The 23,863-nt window shown below is 71.3% G+C and carries 22 protein-coding genes; 8 read left to right on the top strand and 14 right to left on the bottom strand.

Features of this window, described 5'->3' with window-relative positions; genetic code table 11:
• Window positions 1-76: 76 nt before the first annotated feature.
• The 4 genes from OG714_RS53790 to OG714_RS53805 form a co-directional block, all read right to left on the bottom strand.
• On the bottom strand, window positions 77-286 hold the full coding sequence (locus OG714_RS53790; protein ID WP_406117699.1) for a DUF6207 family protein: 210 nt from the start codon (window positions 284-286) through the stop codon (window positions 77-79).
• Between the two features lie 299 nt (window positions 287-585).
• A complete protein-coding gene (locus tag OG714_RS53795) occupies window positions 586-978 on the bottom strand; it encodes a DUF6233 domain-containing protein (RefSeq protein WP_406117698.1) in 393 nt (130 codons plus the stop codon).
• Between the two features lie 1,183 nt (window positions 979-2,161).
• Entirely contained in the window at window positions 2,162-3,046 is an 885-nt protein-coding gene (locus tag OG714_RS53800) for a helix-turn-helix domain-containing protein (RefSeq protein WP_406117696.1), read from the bottom strand.
• A gap of 169 nt (window positions 3,047-3,215) precedes the next feature.
• Entirely contained in the window at window positions 3,216-3,932 is a 717-nt protein-coding gene (locus OG714_RS53805; RefSeq protein ID WP_406117694.1) for a leucine-rich repeat domain-containing protein, read from the bottom strand.
• A gap of 205 nt (window positions 3,933-4,137) precedes the next feature.
• Here OG714_RS53805 and OG714_RS53810 point away from each other — a divergent pair, with 205 nt between their 5' ends.
• Entirely contained in the window at window positions 4,138-5,139 is a 1,002-nt protein-coding gene (locus OG714_RS53810) for a hypothetical protein (RefSeq protein WP_406117693.1), read from the top strand.
• Between the two features lie 79 nt (window positions 5,140-5,218).
• On the opposite strand, the gene OG714_RS53815 is transcribed toward OG714_RS53810, so the two are convergent.
• Window positions 5,219-5,557, bottom strand: a complete 339-nt coding sequence (locus OG714_RS53815; RefSeq protein ID WP_406117692.1) for a hypothetical protein — start codon at window positions 5,555-5,557, stop codon at window positions 5,219-5,221.
• Between the two features lie 518 nt (window positions 5,558-6,075).
• Between OG714_RS53815 and OG714_RS53820 the strand changes: the two genes are divergently transcribed.
• Genes OG714_RS53820 through OG714_RS53830 form a run of 3 tightly spaced genes read left to right on the top strand, consistent with a single transcriptional unit; the run spans window position 6,076 to window position 8,310 of the window.
• The gene (locus OG714_RS53820; RefSeq protein ID WP_406117691.1) at window positions 6,076-6,291 is read left to right on the top strand and encodes a hypothetical protein; all 216 of its coding nucleotides are present in this window, start codon (window positions 6,076-6,078) and stop codon (window positions 6,289-6,291) included.
• Window positions 6,288-7,181, top strand: coding sequence for an XRE family transcriptional regulator (locus tag OG714_RS53825; protein ID WP_406117689.1), 894 nt, complete (start codon window positions 6,288-6,290; stop codon window positions 7,179-7,181). Before OG714_RS53820 ends, OG714_RS53825 begins: the two co-directional genes overlap by 4 nt.
• Window positions 7,182-7,191: 10 nt before the next feature.
• Window positions 7,192-8,310 (top strand): hypothetical protein, encoded by a 1,119-nt coding sequence (locus OG714_RS53830; protein ID WP_406117688.1) that lies wholly within the window; start codon window positions 7,192-7,194, stop codon window positions 8,308-8,310.
• Between the two features lie 749 nt (window positions 8,311-9,059).
• On the opposite strand, the gene OG714_RS53835 is transcribed toward OG714_RS53830, so the two are convergent.
• On the bottom strand, window positions 9,060-9,893 hold the full coding sequence (locus tag OG714_RS53835; protein ID WP_406132241.1) for a hypothetical protein: 834 nt from the start codon (window positions 9,891-9,893) through the stop codon (window positions 9,060-9,062).
• Between the two features lie 1,340 nt (window positions 9,894-11,233).
• Window positions 11,234-11,914: an HNH endonuclease family protein gene (locus OG714_RS53840; protein ID WP_406131670.1), complete on the bottom strand. Its 681-nt coding sequence runs from the start codon at window positions 11,912-11,914 to the stop codon at window positions 11,234-11,236.
• 404 nt (window positions 11,915-12,318) lie between these two features.
• Between OG714_RS53840 and OG714_RS53845 the strand changes: the two genes are divergently transcribed.
• Entirely contained in the window at window positions 12,319-13,053 is a 735-nt protein-coding gene (locus OG714_RS53845) for a phosphotransferase family protein (protein ID WP_406117687.1), read from the top strand.
• A 176-nt stretch (window positions 13,054-13,229) separates the two neighbouring features.
• Here OG714_RS53845 and OG714_RS53850 read toward each other — a convergent pair whose 3' ends face one another.
• The 7 genes from OG714_RS53850 to OG714_RS53880 all read right to left on the bottom strand — a co-directional run bounded on the left by OG714_RS53850 (window position 13,230) and on the right by OG714_RS53880 (window position 21,168).
• Entirely contained in the window at window positions 13,230-13,913 is a 684-nt protein-coding gene (locus tag OG714_RS53850) for a hypothetical protein (RefSeq protein ID WP_406117686.1), read from the bottom strand.
• Window positions 13,914-13,920: 7 nt separating this feature from the next.
• Window positions 13,921-14,904: a TniB family NTP-binding protein gene (locus OG714_RS53855; protein WP_406131669.1), complete on the bottom strand. Its 984-nt coding sequence runs from the start codon at window positions 14,902-14,904 to the stop codon at window positions 13,921-13,923.
• A gap of 83 nt (window positions 14,905-14,987) precedes the next feature.
• Entirely contained in the window at window positions 14,988-17,117 is a 2,130-nt protein-coding gene (locus OG714_RS53860) for a Mu transposase C-terminal domain-containing protein (protein ID WP_406117685.1), read from the bottom strand.
• Window positions 17,114-17,950, bottom strand: coding sequence for a TnsA-like heteromeric transposase endonuclease subunit (locus tag OG714_RS53865; RefSeq protein ID WP_406117684.1), 837 nt, complete (start codon window positions 17,948-17,950; stop codon window positions 17,114-17,116). The genes OG714_RS53860 and OG714_RS53865 overlap by 4 nt, the downstream gene beginning before the upstream one ends.
• Before the next feature lie 128 nt (window positions 17,951-18,078).
• Window positions 18,079-19,518 (bottom strand): DNA-binding protein, encoded by a 1,440-nt coding sequence (locus tag OG714_RS53870; RefSeq protein WP_406117683.1) that lies wholly within the window; start codon window positions 19,516-19,518, stop codon window positions 18,079-18,081.
• A 9-nt stretch (window positions 19,519-19,527) separates the two neighbouring features.
• Complete coding sequence (locus OG714_RS53875; protein WP_406117682.1) at window positions 19,528-19,743, bottom strand: hypothetical protein; 216 nt, start codon at window positions 19,741-19,743, stop codon at window positions 19,528-19,530.
• A gap of 171 nt (window positions 19,744-19,914) precedes the next feature.
• Window positions 19,915-21,168 carry a DNA-binding protein gene (locus OG714_RS53880; RefSeq protein WP_406117681.1) on the bottom strand — a complete coding sequence of 418 codons (1,254 nt, stop codon included), beginning with the start codon at window positions 21,166-21,168 and terminating at the stop codon, window positions 19,915-19,917.
• A 169-nt stretch (window positions 21,169-21,337) separates the two neighbouring features.
• Here OG714_RS53880 and OG714_RS53885 point away from each other — a divergent pair, with 169 nt between their 5' ends.
• Genes OG714_RS53885 through OG714_RS53895 form a run of 3 tightly spaced genes read left to right on the top strand, consistent with a single transcriptional unit; the run spans window position 21,338 to window position 23,828 of the window.
• Window positions 21,338-21,634, top strand: coding sequence for a helix-turn-helix domain-containing protein (locus OG714_RS53885; RefSeq protein WP_406117679.1), 297 nt, complete (start codon window positions 21,338-21,340; stop codon window positions 21,632-21,634).
• Window positions 21,634-23,238 (top strand): helix-turn-helix domain-containing protein, encoded by a 1,605-nt coding sequence (locus OG714_RS53890; protein WP_406117678.1) that lies wholly within the window; start codon window positions 21,634-21,636, stop codon window positions 23,236-23,238. Before OG714_RS53885 ends, OG714_RS53890 begins: the two co-directional genes overlap by 1 nt.
• Window positions 23,239-23,255: 17 nt before the next feature.
• Window positions 23,256-23,828: a transcriptional regulator gene (locus tag OG714_RS53895; protein ID WP_406117676.1), complete on the top strand. Its 573-nt coding sequence runs from the start codon at window positions 23,256-23,258 to the stop codon at window positions 23,826-23,828.
• Window positions 23,829-23,863 lie beyond the last annotated feature (35 nt).

Here is a 23,863-nt window from a genome sequence, read left to right on the forward strand (position 1 = left end):
GTCAGTCAAAAGTACCGCTTGATCACGACTCGATACGTGCCTTAGGGCACGAGGAAGACTGGTGCACGGCCTGCCGCTATGCGCCGGTTTCCTGGCGCAGGTCCAGGAAACAGCGCAGCCGTACGCCGGGTTCGCCGGGCGTGCGAGTTGTACGGTCCGCCGTCGCGGTCGCCCACCACGCAGCGAGCGCTTGCTGGAACACGAACGCGGTCTCGTCGTCGGCTGCTGCGATGTCCACTACGACCAGGCCCGGCGCGGCCACGTGCGCTTCAGTGATCTGCTTCATGCCCGGCACGACGTGCCGGCGCCCGCGGAAGTTCTCCCGCAGAGGTGACTTCACCCGGCCGGGTGCACGGGCCGCGAGGTCAGACGCGCGTGCTGATGTAGCGCACGAACGTGCCCACCCCGACTGGACCGGGGCCATGCACCACTGGCGCAGCAGGCTGCCGCCGGATCCGTACTTGTGGGTCTTGCGCTGGCATCCGGAGCAGAGGCCGACCCGGTCCCCGGGGCAGGTCAGTGCGGACGGGTCGGGTTCGGTGAGCGGGGGGCGGGGGAGTCGTGGTCATCGGAAGGGGGCCTGTTCTAGGCGGTCATCACAAGTCGCCTGTTCGGCACGATAGCGGGCGTGGTGGAACGGTCGTTCGAGGCGGGGCGGGGGTGGTTTCGCCGGTCGGCTAAGTCGCCGATGATGCGCAGCTGGGTGTCGGGGTGGCAGAACGGGCACGCTGGCACGGCGTCCGTGGTGAGGAGTCGGCGGGCTTCGTTGCGGCTGACCTCACGGTGCCGTTTGCCTTTCATGCCGCATGCGCCGTCGTGGACCTGGAGCGGTCCGTCGGTGGCTCTGCTGAGTTCGACGACCCTGTCCGGGGGCTTCGGCCGGTTGCGGCGTCTGCGTTCCTCTTCGGCCTGCCGCTTGCGGACGTAGGCGATTCTGCGGTCGATGCGGTCCAGCCACATGGCGTGCCATACGCGCATTCTGTGGAATCAGGTTTGTCAAGCGTTCTCGGTAGAGGCAGTGCACCTACGGGTGGGCACGGTCGCCGGCGAGCTCAGGCGGTCAGTGCATCACTGCTGTTCAGGAGGTCAGCGTAGACGTCTGCCGGAGAACGGTAGCCGTGGGTCTTGCCTGGACGGTGGTTGAGTTCGTGGGCGATGGCGTCCAGGCCGGGAGCTGTGACCCGCGGCGATCAGATCGGCTTAGATCTGCGGATGTGGGTGGTCTCAGCTGATCTGGTAGCGGGCGAGTGCATGCCGGAAGCTGTGCCAGTTGGTCTGGCTCTGGCGTTTCGTACTGCTACCACGCCTGGATGGGTAGCCACGACTGGCAGCCCCGGCAGAGAGCTTCTCCTGGCCGGAAGTCGGGGGGTGTCGCCCATCCCCTGCCTGGTTCTACCCTGGTCCCAGGGCAGTCGTCCGCTTCACCGGCACCAGCCGGCCACCGGACGCCGAGCCCGCATGCGTCGCCCCCCAGCCCCCGGGGGCGATTGACGGTCGGAGCCGTATCGCCGACAACACGGCTCCGACGCCGTCCTCCCAGCTTTTCGAGCCGGGGTGAACTCCCGCGCACCCCGGACGCCGGTGAGGACGACCGGTGCGAGGACACCGCGGAGGGGAGCCGCCCGTCCCCGTGCCACGGCCGCCGCCGGGGACGCCGATGCCCCGGCGGCGGCCACACACTCCGGCCGGGCCGCAGGCCCGGAGTTCGTCCTCGTACTCCGACACTACGCGGCGCCGGCCCGCGAGGAGCCCCTTCTGCGCCAGGCCAATTACGGACCAGACCGCCAAGGCTCAGAAGCCACCAGATTCAAGTCACCGTTCCGACAGGTCCCGACATCCTCCGCCGCTCCGGCAAGTCGACGCCGCAGGCGACAGTTCTCGTCAAGCAACCTCTGGTGCGAATCACGCGCAAAAGCGGGCAGCTGGCATCCCGCGAAGCCCGGCGGCACTGATCGTTCTCAAGGTCAGGGTCATCACATTGGTCTTTTGCCCCGGCCGAAATTGCGGTCCTGAGAACGACTCTCCCACCGCCGTCCGTGATCTGTCAGCGGAACACCCGGCGGTGCTGCTGGTGGTCTCCGAGCTGTTCGCCAACGCGGTGCAGCGCACAGTCACCGTCAGCTGAACGCATGTCATACCGCGTGATCACTGAATCTTCGTCTCACACCACAGTCACAAGGTGGCTTGCCGCGTCGATGTACATCTTGGTGACGTCGGTGATGAAGTCGCGGCTGCTGTCGGGGCTGAGCGCCTGGGCCTGAAGGTGATCATGCAGCACGCTGTAATGCTGCACGTCGGATGGTTTCTCCAGGTAGAGGTCGCTGGTGAACCGCTCCAGATACACCACCGCCGCCGCGCAGCTGTCGGCGGACCGCAGGATGGAGAACTGTCCTGACAGGCCCGGATGGGCGCCCGCCGTGCAGGGGAGGACCTGCACGGTGATGTGCGGCTCGGCGCCGAGCGCGTTCAGGTGCTCCAGTTGTTCACGCATGACGTCCGGGCTGCCGACGACACGGCGCAGAGCCGATTCGTCCAGGACGACCCACAGGTGCAGCGGACGGGCCGGGTCGTAGATCCGGTGCTGGCGGCGCAACCGCACCTTCAGGCGCGTGTCGGCCTCTTCGGCGGTGAGCTGGGGGATCGTTTCCTCGATGACCGCGTGGGCGTAGGCGGGCGTCTGCAACAGGCCGGGGATCACCAAGGGCTCGTAGGCATGGAGTGAGGCGGCATCCGTCTCCAGGGCGATGTAGACGCTCTGGGGAATGTCGCCGTAGGCGTGCCACCAGCCCGGCTGTCCGGATTCTCTGGCCATCTGCATCAGTGAGTCGATGGCCTGCTGGCCCGTCACTCCGTAGATCGCGCACAGGTCTCGTACGTCGCGGGGGCTGACGGTGCGGCGGCCGTTCTCCAGGTGACTGATCTTGGGCTGGGAGACCATGAGCCGCTCGGCCACTTCTGTGCTCTTCAGCCCACTCGCCAAGCGGAGCCTGCGAAGCTCGGCTCCCAGGAGGCGTCTCCTGACGGTGGGGTTGTTGTTCGCCGCCACGGGCGGTGTACCTCCGGCTCCAAGTCATCCTGCTGGGCCGCAGATTGCCATGGAGCACAGGGTGTTGATCATGCGCCATGCCGCCTTGTTCGTCGGGCAGCCAAAACGGACGGTGACTCTGTCATTTGCCTCACGGCAGGGGTCGCACAGAGGGTTCGGGAACAGGCACTCACGTCAGGGCGATGCATCCCCGCCGCTCCAGCGTGGCCACCATTTGCGGGGTGAGCTCGCATGGGTTCCAGCGCAGATCCAGCTTTTCCAGTGAGGGCATGTCGACGACCCATTCCGGCAGTCGGGTGAGGTGGTTGCTTCGCACGTCCAGCTGGCGTAGTCGGGGCAGGCCCGCCAGCATCTCCGGCAGTTCGGCGAGTGCGTTCTCCCGCAGGTCCAGGTGGCGTAGTTCGGGTAGGTCGGCTGCAGACGGCGGCAAGCTCTCGAGCACGTTGCCCCTCAGCCAGAGCTCACGGAGGTTGCGGAGGCGGCCGATACTGTCGGGCAGCGTGGCCAGCCGGTTGTGCTGTGCCCGGAGCTCGATAAGGTCGGCCATCCGGCCGACGGCCTCGGGCAGGGTGGCGAGAGCGTTCTCGCCGACGTTGAGGTAGCGCAGCCGCGTCAGGTTTCCCAGCGAGCCCGGGACGTTCGCCCCGCGCCGGTGAGGCCGCGACGTCAACTCGCGAACGAACACCCCCACATGCGCCCGGCCGGCAGCCAGCGGATCGACGCCCTCCCGGTCGCACAACGCCAGATACTCCGCCAGCCCCCGTGCGTACGCGTCCAAGGTCCGCGGCGCACGACCGAGGTCCTCCCACGCCTGCAACCAGGCCGCTGCATGCCCATGCCGGGCCAGTACCGGCCACTTGACCACCAGTAACGATGTGCTGCTCAATCCGTTCCCCAGATCCGTGGACGACGCCGGGCTACATGATCACCCAGGCGGATTCCACGTAACTTCTAGGGTGTGCAGGCGGTCCAGGTCGGGCGGCAGGTCGTCGGGCATGTCGTGATCCAGAGTCGTGGTCCGTGGTGCACGTAACTCGCGCGTTCGAATACTAGTTCGATAGCGTGGTGTGTGAGAGGCGGGTGCGGTGAACATGGACGGAGAGAGGCGCCGGGTGCCGGTGGTGATGCATGTGCGCTGTGCGGAGCGGCTGCCGGATGAGCTGTACCGGCTGGTCTTGGAGCAGCTGGGGGAGTTGTCGCCGGTGGTGCAGGCGCTGCCGCCTACTGCGGCGCTGGTCGACCTGCGCGGCGCGCTGCGCTACCACGCCGCTACCGCCGCCCACCTCGCAGACGTGCTGCGGTTGCGGACGGTCTCCCGGTACGGCATCGACGTGCGCGTCGGTATCGGCCCGACCATCACCGTCGCCACGACCGCCTCCGCCCAGGTTCCCCACCCCGGCGGCGTCCTCGCCATCGAGCCGGCCGACGCCGCCGACTGGCTCGCCCTGCTCCCCGTGGAGGACCTGCACGGCATCGGCCCCCGCCACGCGGCCACCCTGAAGCGCTACGGCATCGACCGCGTCGGCCTGCTCGCCGCACTCCCGTCGGCCACGGTCCAGCGGATGCTCGGAGGCAAGACCGGCCGCATGGCTGTCGACCGGGCACGCGGGATCGACCCTCGTACCGTCACCCCGCGCCTCCAGCCCGCCTCAGCGACCGTCCGCCACCGCTTCCCCCGCGACGTCCATGACGGCGCCGCCGCCCGCGCGGCTCTGCTCGGTCTGGTCGTGCAGCTGGGTGCCGAACTGCGCGGCCGCGGGCAGGCCGCACGCGCGCTCACGCTCACGTTGTCGTTCGCCGGCGGACCGACGTGGGAGAAGACGCGTCGCCTGACCGGGCCGTCCGCGCACGAGGACGATCTGCGGCTGCTCGCCTACCAGTTGATGGACGCCGCGGGTCTCCAGCGGGGCCGGCTGACCGGACTCGCGCTGCGCGGCGAGGACCTCGTCGACGCCGGCCTGGTGGCCGAACAGCTCAGCCTCGATGCCGCGCGGCAGGCCCGTCTGGTGACGGAGTCGGCCGCCGACCGGATCCGGGAGAAGTTCGGGCCCGGCGCGATCGGCCCCGCCGCCACGTACCGGCCCGCTTCCTGACCCCACCCTGGCGAGACCGCGCACCCACTGGTCAGCCCCTCGCTGACACCGTTCGCCCCCCGGGGGGGTGTTCGCGTGTTCAGTCTCCGTATTCGCGCACTGACCAGCCGGCAGGCACGTCGCGGACCGCGAAGCCCGGCGCCATGATCTGGTGCAGTGTTTCGCCGTCGGTCCAGTCATGGAGCGTGTCGGCGAGAGCCGTGATGAGCGGCTCGTCGACGTTGTCGAAGAGGATGACGGGCTCGACGGCCAGCTGGTCATCGGTTCGCCGCATGCCGTCTACGGGAGTTGCCCAGCCGACGATCGGCATCACCATGATCAGGCTGTCGCTGGGGCACTTGATCGCCACCCGCCACCCGCCACCCGCCACCCGCCACCCGTCCGGGGCGGCGGCAAAGGGGAAGGGGACTGCGGCCATGATGCCAGACTCTAGCCCCGCGGTTCGGGCAGCAGCCCAGGCAGGACGGGCGCAACGTCCACGCCACTGCACCCGGCGGCCTCAAGCTACCCCCGAGACGGGGTAGGGGGCGGGTTCCGCTTCCGCCCAGCGCGTGGGCGGCTGGACGGAAGCGGGGCGGTCCCCTTTGGTTGTTCTTCAGCACAAGGGGGCCGCGCGGCCTTCCAGACCGGAAGGTGCGACGCCGGGGGAGGCGTCCGCTTCCATGGTGCGCCATCCCGCCGGTGCCGCAACGACAAGTACGGTTTCGCCACCAAAAGCGTTCATTCGGCCATGATTTGCCCGTACTTGTGGCCGTCATGGAGTAACGGGCCGACTGTGCCGGGGCGGGCGACGGGCGCTATTTGTTCCGTAACCCCCGAATCACGTTGAGTGGTGTGCGCCCGGCGCACCATGCTGTCGTCCAACTCCTCCGGGGCGATTCAGCACCGTCCCGGAGGGGCCCTCCCAGACCCTTCTTTCCGCCCAGGGAAGGTGCAATGACAAGCAAGCAGGTGATGACCGCAGCCGTGCTGGCGGCGGTCCTCGCATGGAGCACGGTGATGACTGTGCTCGGGCAACTCGCGGCGGTGGCCGCGTTACTGCCCTCGCTGGGGCTCCTCATCCAGCAGATCGTCGCCGCGCTCAGCGGCACGGACAGCCGTTCCGGCCCGACCCCGGCCGCAGCGGCCGGGAGTGAGGAGCCGCCACGGTGAAGCCGCCCCAGGTGCCCGAGCAGCCCGGAGGGGATCCTCCCAGTCGCCGCGGCCGCCCGCCGGAGCCGATCTGCGAGAGCGCCGGCACCGCCCACCGGACCTGGCTGGAGCCGGTCCGTACCCGGCTGACCGCGAGCGGCCTGACCCTCGATGACCTCGTGAGCCGCTCCGGCTACTCCAAGACCCGCCTGTCGGAACTCCTGCGGGGCAAGGGCTACTACCCGGGCTGGGAGATCACCTACAGCGTGGTCCGCGCGCTCGACATCCCCGTCAGCCCGGTGTGCCGGCTGTGGAAGGCGGCCGCCGTGGAGGCGGAGAAGGACACTTCCTGGATCAAGAACGGGATCCGGGACGTCCAGGCGCCCGACCTGGAGGAGCAGCCGGTCGCCCATCTGGCGTTCACCCAGGCGATGTGGCAGCCCTACACCGCCTACGCCCGCGCGTTCCTGCAGTCCGACCAGCGTGCCCAGCAGGTGGTCGCGGAGACCTTCGACATTCTCTGGCTGACCTGGGACGAAGCGACCGCGAGCCCCGACACGCCCCGCCACGCCTGGCTGCTGCTGCGCTCGCGAGTCCTGGCCCGGGCCCCGCAAAGGCCCGGCGGCCGTCCCGACCTGCGCGCGGCCGCGTTCTTCGCGGCCTGTCAGGCCGGCATCGTCGACCTCTCCGAACGGCTGGCCCGCATCGGCGTCCTGACCCGGTTCTTCGACGCGATCGCGGGCCTGCCCCCGGACCAGATGGACGTCACCGTGCTGCGCTATCTGTGCGGCATCCCTCCGGACACGGTCCCCGGCGTCGTCGGCCTGTCCGAGGCCGTCGCCCACACCCTGGACCACCACGCACGAGGGGCTCTGAACGAGCTCTTCCCCGACACCGACACCCAGGAGTGATCACCCCGCCATGAGCACCGTCGACGACCTCCTCGCCCAGTCCCTGCTGCTGCACCAGCCGCACGTCCCGTCCGATGTCGTCCCCTACGACGACCTGGCCTACGACGATCTCGCCGCGGACGGCTTCCCGCTGTGGGACCTCAGGCCCAGGACGGCAGATGACGGCGCAGCGCGGAGTCTTGCCGCCCTGTGCGAGGCGGTCGTCACCCACTGCACCATCGAACAGCTCGCCGACTTCCTCACCGACCAGGTGCCCCAGCCGCGGGCCGCATGGATCCTCGGCTGCGCCCTGCAGCTCGCGGGCGCCGACGACGGCGCCCGCTTCTGGTGGCAGTACGCTGCCGGCGCCGACGACCAGCCGTCCTCCTACTGCCTCTACCTCCACCACCTCGCCCAGGGCGACACCCACGCCGCCGCCCTGTGGCGAGCGCAGGCCGGTCCCCACGCACCCCACGACAGCGGTGACGGCACGGATCCGGCGGAGGCTGACCAGGACGCTCCGGCCTACCGGATGATGACCGCCGACACCAGTCTCTCCACCGTCCTGCGCATCCTCAGCCGCCTCACCCGCACCGACCCCCGCAGGCACACACCGATGGCGCAGGCCGTCATCGACATCGTCGCCGCCGCGGTCGCCGTCGGCTACGACCGCCACCCCGACCTCGAACTCCCCGTACCCGGGGACCACTTCGCCGAACGGCTCGCGGTCGTCGCCATCGCGGCATCCGGCACGGGCCACTACACCCGTCCGACTGACACGTCGGGCGCCGCAACCGCCGACACGGAGGACCTGCCCAACCGTCCCCCGGCCGACCCGGACAGCGACAGCGAGCGCGTGCCGGCCTGGACGCAGGGCCCGGAGCAGATGCTGGTGAACGTCACCGCCGACGGCCACGACGAGCCCGCGATCACCCACACGTTCTTCCAGGAGGCGAGCGCCGTCTGCTCCTGGGAGGCGGCCACCGCCGACAGCACGGACAGCCTCGGCACCCGCACGGCCTACTACCTCAGCCGCCTCCGCACCCGGGCCGCCAAGGCGCTCTCGCAGGGCCCCTCCGGATTCGGGACCGGATTCGCAGCCCCGGCTGCCTCCGGCGCCGGTTCCTTGCCAACCTTCCACCGGCTATAATCGATCTTGAGCTGGTCGCCGCAACTCCGGTCGGCTGGTGCTGCGTTGGTGGTCCAAGGAAAGACGCCCCGCTTCCTGCGGGGAAATGCAGGTGCAAGGCCTGCCCGGCGCTCCATACACGGTCGCTGTCCCGCACACGGTGCGGGACAGCGACCGTTTTGCATCCCGGGGTTGTGAACGAGGCCCGGCTGTCGGCCGGTTTCGTCGGCTCGCCGTACGCCCGGCCCGTTGGTGGACGAGCCTGATCGGCATCAACTGACGTGCGGTCGCGGTCAGGAGGAGAAGGAGCGGGGTCGGTGATCGCCGTAGCCCCGAGGTGCAGGGAAACGACCGGAAGCGGCGGTGAGGTGCAGGAGCGGCTACGCCTCATCCTCATCCTCTTCGTCGTCGGGGCGTCAAGGTCCTGGTTCAGGGCGTGCAGCAAGGCGTGGGCGGGGGAGGAGCCGACAGCATGAACTCCGGGCGGCAGTTGGCCGGTGAGGCCCGGTGCGCCGTGAAGCGGCGTGAAGGTGTCCCGGGTGAGGCCGGTCCGATGCCGCGTCCCCCTGGTATGTCTCCGCGTTCAACCTGGCATCGAGGGAGGAGCCCTGACCGGCGGACGAGCAGCTCCCTGGTGGTGATGCTCCCGTGGACAGCCCTGATCCCCTTGGTACCGGCCTTCGTCTTTGCCTGGACCACGCGGGCAGCCTTCCCACATCCGCAGTCGCGGTAAATGCCGGACCGTGGGCGAAGTCCCGTCTGCGACCCGGTCACTCCGGCTGGTGTTCTGGCCCCCCGAAGTCTGGGTCTTCGAAGTCCGGGCTGCTGAAGCTCGGGCGGTGCCTCGGTTCCGGGCCGTCGTCCGGGCTGGAGAAGCCGGGGCGGTCGTAGCCGAGGTGCGGCATGCGACTCGGTCCCGGGGGCGTCGTACGGCGCAGTGCCAGCGTGCCCGGAGCCGCGAGCGCCTCCTGGAGGAACGGCAGGATGCCGCGTTCCAGGAGGGCGTCGTGCCAGGCATCCCTGGCGCGGGCCACTTCGCCGCCAGACTCGCCGTAGGGGCCGGTGTCGGGTGAGGGCCTGTTGCGCAGAACGGTGAACAGCAGGCCGACGGCGGCGACGAGGATCGCCGCGGCGGTCATGGCACCGAACACCCACCCGGCGGTCAGCATGGTCTGGGCGAACGCCGGCTCGGGGTTGAGCATCTTGAGGATGTAGCCCACGAGCAGGAAGATCGCGGTGAATGTTCCAGAGAGGACGGGGGTGAGGACGGCGGCGACGGCGACGGCACCCGCACCCTCGGCCGCCTCCCCCCGGGTGGTGGCGAGCCCCATCGCGCCCACGCCGCCCGGCTCCGCGGAGCCGGTCTCGCGGACGGTCGACGGGGTGGACGACGCCGGCTGGCGCAGTTCCTCGCGGACCTTCACGTAGTGCTGGTACTCGGTCGCCGCGGCCGCCGTGATGAGCGCGGTGGCGTTCAGCGCCATGGTGCGCAGCTGTTCGGGGTTGAGCCGCTGACCGACAGCGGCCAGTTCCGGGCGGGTAGGGGCGGAGCGCAGCGCCTCGTCGAGGATCCGCTCGTACTCCTGGCGGTCCTCGCTGTGCAGGTGGCCTTTGGTACGAGTGTGCCGGGGTTCGTGCTGGCCGGCCGGGGGCGGGGTGTGGACCGGCGTGGGGGAGTCGTCGAGATGGTCGGCGGTCGGGGGAGATTCCTCGGCCCTGGTGATGGATCCGCCGGGAGCCGCGGGTGCGACGGGTGAGGTGGAGGTCTGTGGAAGGCCTGGGCGTACGCGGATGCCGAGGAGCGAGGCCAGCAGCCGTCGCCGGAGCGGGAGGCTGCGCTGCTGTTCCATCGTCGGCGGGATACGTCCGGGGCGGGCGACGCCGAGAACGCTGGCGGCGATGCGCGTCGGCCAGGAGGAGCGGACCGTCATGTGGTCCCTTCCTCTCCCCGGTGCCGGGTATGAGGCAGCGGCGGCATATCGGGCCCGGTGTGCCCGGTCACCGGTTCGCTTACGGCATCCGCCGGCCGGCCGTTCGACTGCGCCTGTGGTCCCTCTGTTCGTCTCTCGGCCCGGACCGGCGACGGGAACTCGCCACGGTGCGCGGATGTACGCGGAGGTACCTGGAGTTGGGGCGGTGTCACCGCCGTGGAACCGAGCGCCATGGAAGTTGCTGCGGGCTCGGGAGCGATCGGATCACGGCGCGCTGTGGGTTCCGTCGTCGTGTCGCCGGAGGCTGTACCCGCCGTTGGGCCCGCGGTGAGCGCATCGCTCACCGACTGGACGCGGCTGAGCTGAGTCAGGATGACCGGTGCGGAGATCCCCACCACAATGGCCGCGTACGCCCCGCTGATCTGTCCCGTGGCGCCGAACAGTACTGCGGCGCCGGCACCCATACCGCTGTGGACCACAGCGGCGACAGGATCGCCGACCGGATCGAAGTACTGCTGGAAGCGCGGTGGTTCACCCTCCTGTCCAGGCGGTAATCGGCGGTGGGCACGGCGGTCCGACTGCCAGTCAAGAAACCGGGTGTAGACATCGAGAAGCCCGCGCAGCACGCCACCGGCAGCCCCCAGCAGGATCAGCGTCGGCACCGTCACGTTGTCCCCCGGCAGCACATAGGAGGGGCTTCGCCCTCTGCCCCGTGCCATTGAGCGTAGAGCCACCCGCACTTCCCCAGAAGAGGATCGGAGGCCACCGCCTCGCCGGCGATCGCCGACCAAACCAGAGCAGGCGCACCACAGCTGCCAGCGGTGTCCGGAAGGCGAAGAGCGCTGCCTGACCTTGTCGTTGGGGGACCACTGTGCCAAGGACTCTGCGAGCTGCATCCGGGCCATCCCATCGGCTGATTCCGCCGCACCTCGTATGTCCGGCCTGCGGATGTGGCACGGTGGAAGTGGTTCCGGCCCGTCGCTTTCCCCCGTAGCGGCGGGCCGGAGTCGTGTTCAGCGGGCGAGGGTGACGGTGATCGGCCAGTCGGGACAGCCGACGAGCTGCTGGGTGAGCACGTCGCGCTCGGTGGCGTCGATGCTCAGGCCCCACCGCATCTTGTCGGCGACCCAGTCGGTGTCGTACTGGCACCGGTAGCCTGCGTACGGCGGCATCCACTCGCTGGGGTCTTTGTCGGCCTTGGACCGGTTGCTGGCCGCGGACACGGCGATCAGGTCGCGGGCGTCGTCCAGGTCGTTCGCGTACAACTCCCGTTCCTTCGCGGTCCATTGGGAGGCGCCGGAGTCCCAGGCCTCGGCGAGCGGAACGAGGTGGTCGACGTCCAGCATGCTCGCGCTGTCGAGGTAGCGGTCGTCGTACGGCGAGTACCAACTGCCCCCGGTCAAAACGCAGTTGGGGCCCTGGACCGGGGCGCTGACCGCCTCCGCCTTGAGGACTTCCAGGCGGGTGTTGCAGCCGTCGCGGTCCGCGTCGGTCCAGTGGCGGAACTTGGTGCGCTCGTAGCCGGTGCGGTTCTCGGTCTGGACGGGGAGCGCGGCCAGGGCATCACGGACCGGCAGCGTCACACTGTCACCGGGAGCAGCGTGACGCTCGGTCGCGGCAGCATGGGCTGCGGTGGGGGAGAGCAGGGCGGCGAGGACGGACAGGACGGCTGTCGCGGAGCGTGCCGTGCGGATGGGGTGCACGAGGATCCTTCCGGAGAACAGACAGGGCTGTGATCTCCGTAGCGGGCCGGAGCCCCGGCACGCCCGGTGATCCGCCGTCACCTCACCCGGCCGGGCGGTAAGTCACACCGGCGACCGTTCCCAGGTCGGTCGCCTGCGCGAACCGATCTCTGACGAGGAGATCAACGCGCTGGAAACGATCGCAAAAGACGTCGTCGCGTAGGTGGGGCGTGCGTCCGATCTCCACCGATCGCAAAACGAGACCACGGCTCGGCCGGCTATGCCGCCGACCGCTCGGTGATCCAGCCACCGAAGTCAGCCGCCGAGCTGAATGCCGGGGCCTGTGCCCGCATCTCGTCCTGAGTGCGAGCAGAAACCGGTGGTCCCGCACGGCGGCGGCCATGCACACTGGCCTGGTGATCAAGTCGCAACCGCCTGCCGCTGCCCTCACCTGGGCGGCCGAAATCGCTGGCCCCCATGCCTCCGCGCGCACCGTACAGCGACTGGTCGGCGGCACTCACGCCGCCACTCATCTGTTGGAAACCGTGGACCCGGCGGGAGAGATGGTCCTGCGTCGCTTTCCGCCTGGTGACCGCGCTGCCGCTCGAGAAGCACGCGTATTGGCGGCGCTTGACGGACTGGGGGGCTGGGCTCCTCGGCTTCTGGGCGCCGACCCCGACGGAGAGCGTTTCAGCGAACCTGCGACCTTGATCACCCGTCTCTCCGGCCGCTCGGACATCACATCAGCATCCCCCGACGTGGCAGCGGTCCAACTGGGGCGCACCCTGGCCCGTCTCCACGATGTCCCGCTCGCTGAACTCATCGGACTGCGCGACGGAATGGCGGCCGCAACTGTCTCGTCCGCCCGTGTGAATGCCGCCGCTCCTGCTTCAACGATCCTGGCGTCCCATGGTCATCGTCTCGCCGAAGAAGCACCGGTCCTGACTCATTACGACTACTGGTCGGGCAACGTCCTGTGGCAGGAGGACGAACTCACCGGCATCGTCGACTGGTCAGGGGCATCGTTGGCACCGCGCGGCTTCGACGTGAGCTGGTGTCGACTCGACCTCGCCCTGCTGTACGGCCCGGTCGCAGCTGAGACATTCCTGGCCGCGTACGAGGAGACTGCCGCCCAGACAGTGCCGGTGTGATTCCGGGGTTCATAGTCGGTGCGGCAAGGGTGGCTTGAGCTGGGGTGTTGGGAGTTTTCTGAGAAGCGGCAGGGCGCGTTCTGGGTACTGGGTGGGGCGATGACGAGGCTTCTGGCCTGGGGCTATTCGTGGTTGGTTGATAACGGTGGCGTGGTGTTGGTAATGGTCCCCGGTGTCTAAAGGTCCGGTGCGTGTTTGTGCTGGTCAGCGGCTTGCTTGCCGGTCGGGGCAGCCGGGTGGGGCGGGTTGCCGCTGCCGCCGGTCCAGTACAGGGCGGTGTCGATGTCGCGTGCGGTCCAGCCGTCGGCGCGTGCTGCGCCGTGCCTGAGGAGGTCGTCGAGGAACTGGAGGTAGCGGCCGTAGCGTCCCGGTGCGGGGGTGAGAGTGAGGCCGAGGGTGTCGAGGGCGTGTTGGACGCGTTGGTCGTAGACGGCCATCCGCTGGGGTGCTGCTGCGGTGAGGACGGCTGAGGCGAGGGCGTCGCCGGTGCGGAAGCCGGGCAGTTCGGCGATGATGCCGCGTCCGGCGCGGGCGGCTTCGCCACGGGACAGGGCGGCGTCGCGGACGGCGGCGACGGCCCGCTGGGTGACGGCCCGTACGTGGGTGTCGGGCAGGGACATGAGGGCCGTCACCCAACGGGTTTGTGCGGAGAGCCGTTTCCAGACGACGAGGGCTGCGATGTCTGTCTTGCCGAGGCTGCCGGTGTCTTCGGTTCGCTGCGCGACGTCGTGGAAGACTTCGTCGTAGTGCGGTGAGACGGCGGCCAGGTAGCCGACACGGGCGGGGATCAGGACGTCCCACGCCCGGCCGTAGAGGGCAGCGAACTCCTCGTCGGCCGGCATGGCCGTGCTCTTCTTCACGTTCGCATCATGCCGTTGTGGACGGTTGGCGGGTGCGGGGGCGCCTGGCTTCTTCGGCGAGATGGTCGAGCTGGATGGCTTCCAGCGTCTTCTTGGTGATGCGTTCGGTGCCGTCGCAGATGGCGGTGATGGCGGCTTGGCGGATGAGGCGGGCGAGGCTTCCGATGCGGCCGGCGGTGCGCTGGTGGAGGTAGGAGGCGTGGTGGGGGAGTGTGCCGGGGGTGTGCTGGGTCAGGTCCAGGGCGGCTTCCATGTCGGTGATGAGGTCTGTGAAGGGCCGGCGGGCGCCGTGGCGGGCGGGGAGGGGGCCGCAGGTGATGAGGCTGGCGCGGCCGGCGAGTTGGGCGCCGCGGACGCCGGCGAACAGGGGGGTGGCGGCGACGTCGATGCCGGTGTAGACGAAGGTCGCTTTGATGCGTTCGGTCAGGTCTTTCAGCAGGTCGGCGGCTTCGGCACCGGTGGTGGTGCGCGGGTTGAGGCGGTGGATCTCGTCGATGAGGACCAGGCGGACGCCGGCTTGGGTGTAGGTGTGGCAGACGGCGCTGGTGATCTGGGCCTGGGTCATGCGGGTGGTGACCGGGATGCCGAGGTAGCGGGCGAATTCGGTGGCGAGGGTCTTGGCGGTGGCGCCGGGCGGCACCAGCAGGTACGCGACCGGTATTTGCTGGTAGGTGCGGCCGGGCGGGGCGGGGGGTGTGCGGGTGTGGGCGAGGTGGCAGGTGCGTCCGACTTCGAGGAGGGCGGTCGTTTTCCCGGCCGCGGCGGGGCCGGTGACGATCAGTGAGGGCCGGGCGGTGGTCTGCTGGTGGCGGCCGAGCAGCATCAGGGTGCGGACCTGGGTGGCGAGGGTGTCGATGGCGGGGGTGCGGACGGTGACGAACGCGGAGTGGTAGGCGAGGCGTTCTTCCGTGCTGCGGGGCGCATTGCCGGGCTGGGGCGGGGTGAGGGGCGGCGTGGTGGCGAAGGTGTGCCAGCCCTGCCAGTGGGTGATCGGCCACTCCGGCTGTGCTGTGTGCGTGCCAGGCAGCGGCGGTGTGGTGTCGGTGGTGGCGTGGTGGTCGGGTGCGGGGCTGGTCACCAGTTGAGGGCTTCCTGGGCGGGGTCGTAGAGGCCGAGTCCGGTGTACGGCACGGGGGCGTGGTCGTTGTCGCCGGGGTCGGGTTCGTCTTCGCTGTCGGCCTGTTCCGGGTCGTCGAGGTCGTCGAGGCTGTCGTCGTCCCAGCCGTCGGCGGGCGGGTCCGGAGCGCGGGGAGGGCGGGTGTGGTCCGCGGGCGGGGGTGTTTTCAGCGGCGCGGTGCGGGTGATCAGGCGCTGTTCGCCGGGGGTGGCGGTGCCGGTGCGGGCGCGGCGCATGAGTTGGTCGAGGGCGTCGGCGAGGTCGACTTCGTGGGTGTCGCGGTCGCCGTGGCGGGCGGTGATGGTCTTGATGTGCTGCCAGGTGGCGGTGTTGAAAGGCTGGTGGATGTGGTCGCGGTGGATCCACGGGATCTCTGTCAGGCGTCCGTCGGGCAGGCGGATCCAGACCTGGCGGGCGTCGTGGGGGTTGGTGTGGATCTCCCATTTGCCGCCGCGTGCGGAGACGGGGGAGGGCTGGCCGCGGTAGGGGGCCAGGACGTCCGCGTCGTAGGTGCGGTGGTCGATGCGGATGCCGCGTTCGGTGATGGCCTGCCAGCGCACCGGCAGCAGCTCGAGGTAGTCGTTGCCGTTCAAAGGCAGGGACACGTACCCGGCCACCGCGACCAGAGCGGCCCACATCTGGTTCGGGGTGAGCGCCTTCTTCGGCAGGGTGGGGTGGCGCAGGCCTTCGTGCGGGCGGTGGTGGTAGTGGATGAGCCATTCATCGAGCAGGTCCTGCAGCTGGGCGACGCTGAAGCGGGCCTCGCCTTCGGCGGCCGGTCCGCGCCGGGTGACATCCGAGCCGGTGTAGCCGGGCAGGTGCTGGCACAGCAGGGCGTTGATGGTGCCGAAGGTGCGCTCCACGATGCCTTTGGCGGTGGGGGCGTGGGGCGGGGTGGGCTGGACGCTGATGCCGAGGGTTTCGCAGGCGGCGGTGAACGCCGCGGACAGGTAGACCTTGCCCCGGTCGACGACGATCGTCTCGGGTATCACGACCGGCCGGGCCGCCGCGCCCTCAAGGCGTTCGTCCAGGGTCAGCAGCCGCTGCAGCTGGGGGAGTTGGGCGTGGGCCAGGCGCAGCGCGTCGGGCCAGGCGGGGCGGGCCGGGTGGGGGACGGCCGTCTCGGCCAGCAGCAGGGCGGCGTCGACGGCCTTGGTGCCGGCCGGGCGCAGGACGGCGGCGAGGATGGCGCGGGTGGCGACGTCGACGGCGATCGTGAGTTCGGGCCGGCCGGTGGTGCCGTCGTCGAAGACGGCGAGGACGTCCAGGCGGGTGGTGTCGACCTGTACCTGTTCGCCCGGGCGCAGCGCCACGGTCGGGGTGAACGCCTGTCCGCCGGTGGGGGAGGGGAGGGTACGGGCGGGGCGGTGGGGGTGGTCGGCGGGGTGGGCGAGCCGGTGGACGAGCCGGTAGAAGGTGGCCTGGGAGGGCGTGGGCACTGTGCCGCGCCCGTGCCGGTCGGTCAGGATCTGGGTGACCAGGGGCCTGAGGCCCTTGATGGTGCCCTTGGAGCGGCCGCGCTGGCGGCGCAGGGCTTCCTCGATGGCGGCGATGACGCGCTCGTCGGTGCGCCCGGTGGGGTGTGGGCGGCGGGTGGTGCGGTGGTCGACCAGGCCCCACAGGCCTTGTTTGCGGTAGGCCAGGCGCATGCGCTGCACCGTCGTGCGGGAGACGGGCCCGAAGCCGATCGCGGTCAGTTCCGCGGCCTTGGCCTCCTCGCGCTGCGCGAGGGTGAACCGCTCGGGGTCGTACTGTGCCCGGGGCGCCTGGCCGCTGTCCGTCTGGTCGGGCAGGCCGGACTCCACCTCGCGGATGTGCCGCTGCCAGGCCAGCGCCTTGCGGCGCGCGCTCTCGGGGGCGGTTTCGAACAGCCCCCACTGCGTCACGGCCTGGGGCATTTCGGCACCCACGAGGGCGAAGGACGGGTCGGCGAACAGATGCCCGGCCACGACGGTCTCGTCTTCTCCCGCCTCACCGGCCAGGTGGACCTGCTGTCCTGCCAGAGCGATGACCTGCCAGGTGCGGTCGCGGAAGCGGACGTGCGCGCCGACCTTCAGCACCGGCCGCCCGCCACGCCGCACGCTCACCGCTCCTCCCCACGGTCTGGGCCGCCGGTGCTGTCGCGGCGGCCGCTCTCCTGGTCGGCGCCGGGGCTGACGAGGACCCGTTCGCTCAGCGGGACGTCCAGGGGCGCCGTGAGGTGTCCGTGCCACAGGGCGTGGAAGACGGCGGGCAGGACCTCGAGCGGGTCGCCGACCGCTTCGGTGCCCTCGATCAGCGGCCGCGGCCGGGTAAACGCCCCGCGCACGGCGGCCGCGAGGCCGGGCCGGCCCTGGTTGCGGGGGTGGCGGTATCCGGCCAGCCACTTCAGGTTTGCCGCCCGCACCTTCTCCAGCGGCTCAAGACGCCGGTAGCTGAAGCCGGCCTGCGCGCACGCCGCCTCGAGAACCGGCGCAGCCCGCCGGGCCCGTTCGCCGCCGGCCTGCGGGTGGCTGGGGCAGTCGGCCAGCAGGGCGCTGCCGTCGCTGTAGCGGGCGAAGAGCTGCGGGACCCACGAATACGCCTTGCCGCGCCCGTCCCGCCACAGCAGCCGGACCGGCCGCCCGGCCAGGCCGACCACCCGCGGATCGCGGTCCAGCACCATCAACTGCGCCCGCATCGCGGCCGATCCGCAGGACACATGCCGGCCGGTCGTGGCCGACCACCACAGGCCCGGACCCCACCGCGTTCCCGGCACCACCGGGAACGTCGATACCGGCTCCAGGTCCTCGAACGCCACCGCGAGGGCCGCGTCCGCCCACCGCTGCTGCACCACCTGCCCGAGGGGGTCGACGAAGACCGCCTCCCACCCCGATGCGGCAGCCGCCTGCACACGCCGTGGCCGGCCGCCCGATGTGGCCGCCGCGTCCTTGCCGCTCATACGCTCCATCCAAGCCCGTGCCGCCTGGTGACGGGCAGTTTTTACAGGTTTTGATCACACCGTGCCCGGTGATGCGGAAACACCCTTCGAAGCGCCCCGTGCCGTGCTGCGGCCGTGGCGATGCGTGCTCACCGCTCAGGTCCGGGCCGGTCGTTGTGGTAGTCCGCGAGCGCCTCGGCCAGGGCGTCGGCAGGCAGGCGGGCCCACTGCGCCAGATCCTCCAGCGCCACCCCTGCCTGCCGGGCCGCCGCCGCGGTCTCCCGCACGGCCTGGTCGATCAGCGTGGCGGCCTGGCCGAGGCTGCCCAGCAACTGCCGCGCGGCATCAGTGGTCGTGCCCTGCTGGGCGCCGCGCAGCTGGGTCAACTGCTCCTCGGCGCCGCCGATCAGACTAGTGATCAGGGCACGCCGCTCGGCCAGAACCACCGAGCGCCACGTGGTGCCGGAGCCGGGCGAGCTGCGCTCCTTGGCCAGCACCCGCAGCTGGGTGGCCATGGCCGCGGGCTGGTGTTCCTGCCGGACCCACCACGGGTTGTTGTCGTACCCGGGCGGTCCGCCGCTGCCGCGGCGCAGGCGGATGACGCTGCCCATCCACGCGATCAGCGGCCCGCCGTAGTCGACCGCGGCGAGCGGCCCCAGCCAGTCCCGTCCCACCCGCTCGCCCAGCCGGCGGCAGCATCCTCCGTCGACAGGCAGCTGCCGCGGACGCGCACCACCGCTGTCCTTCCAAGCCAGCTCGGCCATGGCCGGGTCCAGCAGCGCGCCGGCCACGGCCACCACCTCGGGGAAGATGACCGCATCCCGTCCCACGATCCGCCACCGCTCAACGTCCCCGCCGGCGTCGCCGCCCGCCACCTGGTGCAGGCGCCGCGGCCAGATCTCCTCCCGTTCCCAGTACAGGGCCTCATCCCACCACCGGGCCACGACCGCGTGCGCCAGGGCGAACACCTCCCCGCACTCCGCTCCGGCCCGCACCGCACGGCGTGCCACCCCCGCCCACCGCCGCTGGGCCGCAACGACCTCCGGGACACCGCGCAGGTCGAGGTCCTCAAGGGGCTGGTCGGCGTCCGCATCCAGCTGCCACCGCCCGTGCCGCACGCACACCCGCTCCCACCGCGCCGCGTACCGCACCACCTGCACCGGCATCCCGCACCGCCGGGCCGCGCACCGGCGGCAGCCGAAGGCGACCGGCCCGGCCAACTCACCCCCGATGCGCCACACCGCCAGCGGCCCCCCGTCCTGCGCGGCGGACAGCTTCGCGTCCTGCCGAGCCCAGGACGGCAACACCTGAGCCAGCGACTCCTCTCCCACGCCGCACAGCCCGGCCAGCACCTGCCGCCCCGCCGTATTCAGCAGGACATCGGCATCAAAGCGCACCCGCCCGCTCTCGTGGCGGGGCTGGTAGTTGCGCCACTTCCAGCAGGATCGCAACGCCTTCGCCTCCAGCCCGTAGCGCGCCGCGATGCGGCAGATCAGGGACGACGTCGTCTCCCCGCTGAAGGCAACGACGCGGAAGACCCCGACGCGGTGAGGATCGCCCTCAAGGGCCTGTCCCGGGAAGCCGGCCACCACCGGCCCTCACCGCCGTCCGGGCACCGCGGGGAGCGGCGCCACCGCCTGAAGGTCCTCGAACCGCCCCACGGGGGCGGCCGCGAGCCGGCGCCGTGGCAGCCGCGTTCCGTCCGGCGCGGCGAACACCGCTTCCACGCCGTCCGTCTCCGGGATCCGGCACCCGCCTGCGGCGGCGGCCGGTAAACCGGCGGGCACCTCGGCGTGATGGCTCTCGATGATCACGTGCTCCAGACAAGTCCATGCGTACGGCGCCGCGCAGGCGAACCGGCCGGTAACTCCAACTCCCGCCCGCCCACCGGCCGGCGGGCCGGGCGCGCGGCGCCCAGGATGCCGCGCAGCGTCCGCCCGTGTCAGTGCGGGATCCTGCACTTTCCCCGCCTGGGGCGTGACCGGTTACGGGGCCGGACGGCGGCGGTAGGCCCGTCCGCGGCGTCCGCGCCGGTCGGTGAACGCCTCGCCCGCGCTCCAGCCCGCCCCCGACCGCGCCCGGCGGGCCGCCTCCTGACGGGCCGCCACCTGCCGTGCGGCGTACTCCTGCCCGGCCAGCCGCCGCAGTCCTGCGGCCACGGACGGCGGCCGCCACTCACGGCGCAGGAAGAACGGGTCGTAGCCGTAGGCGGCCGGACCGCTCGCGCCGGGCGCCGGCGGCCAGCGCCGGGTGCGCACCACCACGCCCATGAAGTCGTACAGCGCGCTCGGGCAGTCGTCCCCGGCCAGCGGCCCCAGCCAGGGACGCGCGACCAGCTCGCCGAGGCGGGCCACGAAACGGCCGTCGGGCCCCAGCGGCCGCACACTCCGGGCGCCGCCCGCGTCGGCCCACACCAGCTCGTGCAGCACCGGGTCGATCAGCGCGCCGGCGACGGCCACCGTCTCGGGCAGGGTGACCGCGTCCCGGCCCACCGCCCGCCACCACGCCAGCCGCTCCCCGGCGCTGCCGCCCACCACCCGGTGCAGCCGGCCGGGCCAGATGCTCTCCTCCTCCCAGTACAGGGCCTGCTCCCACCACCGGGCGACCACCGCATGCGCCATCGCGAACACCCGCCCCGCGTCATGCCCCCCACCCTGCGCGCGCCGGGCCACCGCCTCCCAGCGCCGCTGCGCGCGCCCGATCTCCGGGCACCCGGACACGTCCAGGGCCACCGGCCCGTACCCGCCGGGCCCGTCCTGCCCGTCGGGGGCGTCCGGCTGCCAGTACTGGTGGCGCGGGCACACCCGACGCCACAGCGGCAGATACCGCAGCACCTCCCCGTCACGCCCGGTGCGCCGCGCGGCGCACCGGCGGCAGGCGAGCGCCACCGGCCCCGCCACCCGCGACGCGAGCTCCCACCGCGCCCGCGGCCCTGCTGCGTCCGTCTCCTCGCCGAAGAGCGCCGCGGCGTGCGGCCACGACGGCAGCGCCCGGGCCAGATGCTGCTCGGGCACGCCGCACAGCCGCGCCAGCACCCGCTGCCCGGCCCGGTCGAACAGCACCTCCGCGTCCGGGCGCGGACCCGTGCCCGTGCCCGGATGCCGGGGCGGATGGTTGGCCCACGACCACCACGGCAGCACCTGGGCGGGCGTCATGCCGTAGCGGGCGGCGGCCCGGCGCAGCAGCGAGAAGGCCGTCTCACCGGCGAGCGGGGCGGTACGGACGGCGCCCGGGATCACGGCGGCTCCTTCCGGCAAGGCAGTGATCAAGTGATCACCAGCATGCGGTGCCTGCCTCCGCCGGGTCCAGGGAGGAAGTCTGCACCGGCCTGCGGGCGGACACTCTTCTCGTGATGCGAAAAACTCAATCTGCATGCGGAAGTCACATGATTGGGGTAGGGTGTGGGGCATGGGAATGTCTCTGGCGGAGCGAGTGCGGGTCACGGTGGCGGCGCTGCTGCATGCCACCGGTGAGTCGCAGGCGGCACTGGCCGGGGTGCTCGGGGTCACGCAGGGGCAGGTGAGCCGCCGTCAGTCCGGCACGGCCGCATGGAGCCTGGACGACTGCGACGCACTGGCCGCGCATTACGGCATCGACGTACTGGACCTGCTGGCCGGGCCGAGCCGGGCGTGCGAGGAACTGCCCGACGCGCGCCGCGCCGTGCGGGAACGGGCGGATACGGGCGAACGTGAGAGGAAGCGGTGATGGCACAGTTCGACGCGGTCGACGCCCTGCTGGCCACGGCCCGCAAGGAGGCCGAACTGCCCCCGGCCGAGCAGCGCCGGATGCTGCGCGAGGCGCTGAACCTCTCGCGTGCGCAGGTGGCCCGCGCCCTGGGCGTCAGCCCTTCCACGGTCGGCGGCTGGGAGAGCGGCCGCGACCCGGGCGGCGAAGTCCGCGACCAGTACGCCTACTTCCTCAAGGGCGCCCAGACCAGGCTCGCCGCCCTCGACGCGGACCGCGCAGCCGAAGATGCCGACACCCACACCGGCACCGGTGCCGAGGACGCGCCGGATGCCGGGCCGGGCGACGCGGCGCACCAGACGCCCGCCGGGCAGGAGACCGACGACGCCGAGGACGTCGAGGACGTGCAGACCCTGACGGTGCCCCGGCCGTGCGTGCTGTGCGGACACGACGCACGCCACGAGGTCGCCGGTTACCCCCAGCACCTGGACCCCGCCGAGTGCACCGCTCCTGCACCCCCGGTCCCGGCACCCACTGCGACGGTGCCTTCGGTGGCGGAGGCTCCGGCCGGCCGTGTGCCGCGCCCGGCCCCGCCGCGCCGGTCCGGGAGCGTGAAGACGGTGGGGTCCACCGCAGGCCGGGTGCGGACCGCCGCCGACGTCCCCGATCCCATCGGCGACGCGGTCGCGGCCGCGCTCGCCGAGCACCGGGGCGATATGGAGGCCGCGACCGCTGCGCTGGTCAAGCGGGCCATCCCGGACGCGATGGCCCTGCTGGACGCCACCCGCAAGGGCGGCCGCTACGACATCGTGGCCCACCCGGGGATCCCCGACATCCTGCGCAAGCAGACCGCCAGGGGAGCCGACCAGATCTGGGAGGCCCGCCCCAAGTGGACCCGCCCCGAACTGCCCGCCGGAGCGCACGAAGTGGCCCGCCTCGACATCAACGGCGCCTACATGTCGGCCCTCAAGACCCACCTGCCGATCGGCCGCCTCGAACACTCCGAAGGCAACGTCCACGACCGGCGCCGCTCCGGGGTCCACCGGATCACCGCGTCCGCCTGGGAACACGACGCGGTCCTGCCCAACCCGCTGGGCGACCGCGACGAGCCCGGTCCGCTGTGGGTGACCGAACCCACCCTGCGCCTGCTGATGCGTCTGGCGGGCCCGAAGCACCGGCTGTGCGAGCCGCCCGTGATCCACGAGTCGTTCACCTCGGGAGCGACCGAGAGCCTGCTGGAGAAGTTCCGCATCACCCTCAAGGACGCCCGCGACAAGGCGATCGCCGAGGACGACGAGGTCACCGTCGAGTACGTGAAAGCCATGTACTCCAAATTCGTCTCCACGATGGGGGAATCGACGTACAACCGGGAGCTCAACCGCCCCGACTGGATGCACCTCATCCGCTCCCAGGCCTTCGCCAACCTCTGGACCAAGGCATTCAGGGCCCACGACGAGGGCCTGATGGTCGTCAGCGTCCAGGGCACCGACGAACTCCACGTCATCGGCGACTGGCACCAGGTCTTCACCGAGGGCCGCGGCGTCACCGAGGTGAAGGTCAAGGACACCTACATGGTGGGCGGTCCGCCCGACGACCCGGCCGCCCCCGGCGACACCGACGAGTAGAGGAGGAGCAGCCCCGCATGCCCGAGCGCACCGTCGACTTCGGCAAGTACCACGCCCGAGGAACCAAGGGCCACGAACTGGTGGCCCGCCAGCTGGACTCCTACCTGACCTACATCACCACCCCCGTCACCACCGAACGCGGCCTGCTCGCCCGCCTGCACTACCTCACCCGCACCGACCACGCCCGCACCGCCGCCCGCGACGCGGGCCTGACCGTCACCGACGACACCGTCAACGCCTGGCTCAACGGCGAGCGCCGGCCCCTGAAGAAGAACCTCGCCGCCGTCGAGGACGCCTACCGCGCGGTGCGCCGCCACAACGTCGCCCGCCACCTCCTGTCCCGCCTCAACCGCGAGGGCCGCGGCACCCGCGTGGAGATCCACCCCCTCGACCAGTCCCTCGTCAGCCGCCCCCTGCAGCGGGTCATGGGGCACCGCCACCTCAACGTCCGCCACTGGGACCGCATCGTCGACGCGTGGGCCGCCGGCGACGACCGGGCGCTGGACGACGCCTGGATCGAGAAGATCGTCGATCTCGGCTCCCAGTGGGGCCAGTACGAGTACTGCACCAGCATCGGCTTCGCCGCCTAGAAGCCGCTGCGGTGTGCCGGACAGGCCACCAGCCG

Origin of the sequence: Streptomyces sp. NBC_00989 (assembly GCF_045162655.1) — a bacterium.
GTDB lineage: Bacteria > Actinomycetota > Actinomycetes > Streptomycetales > Streptomycetaceae > Streptomyces.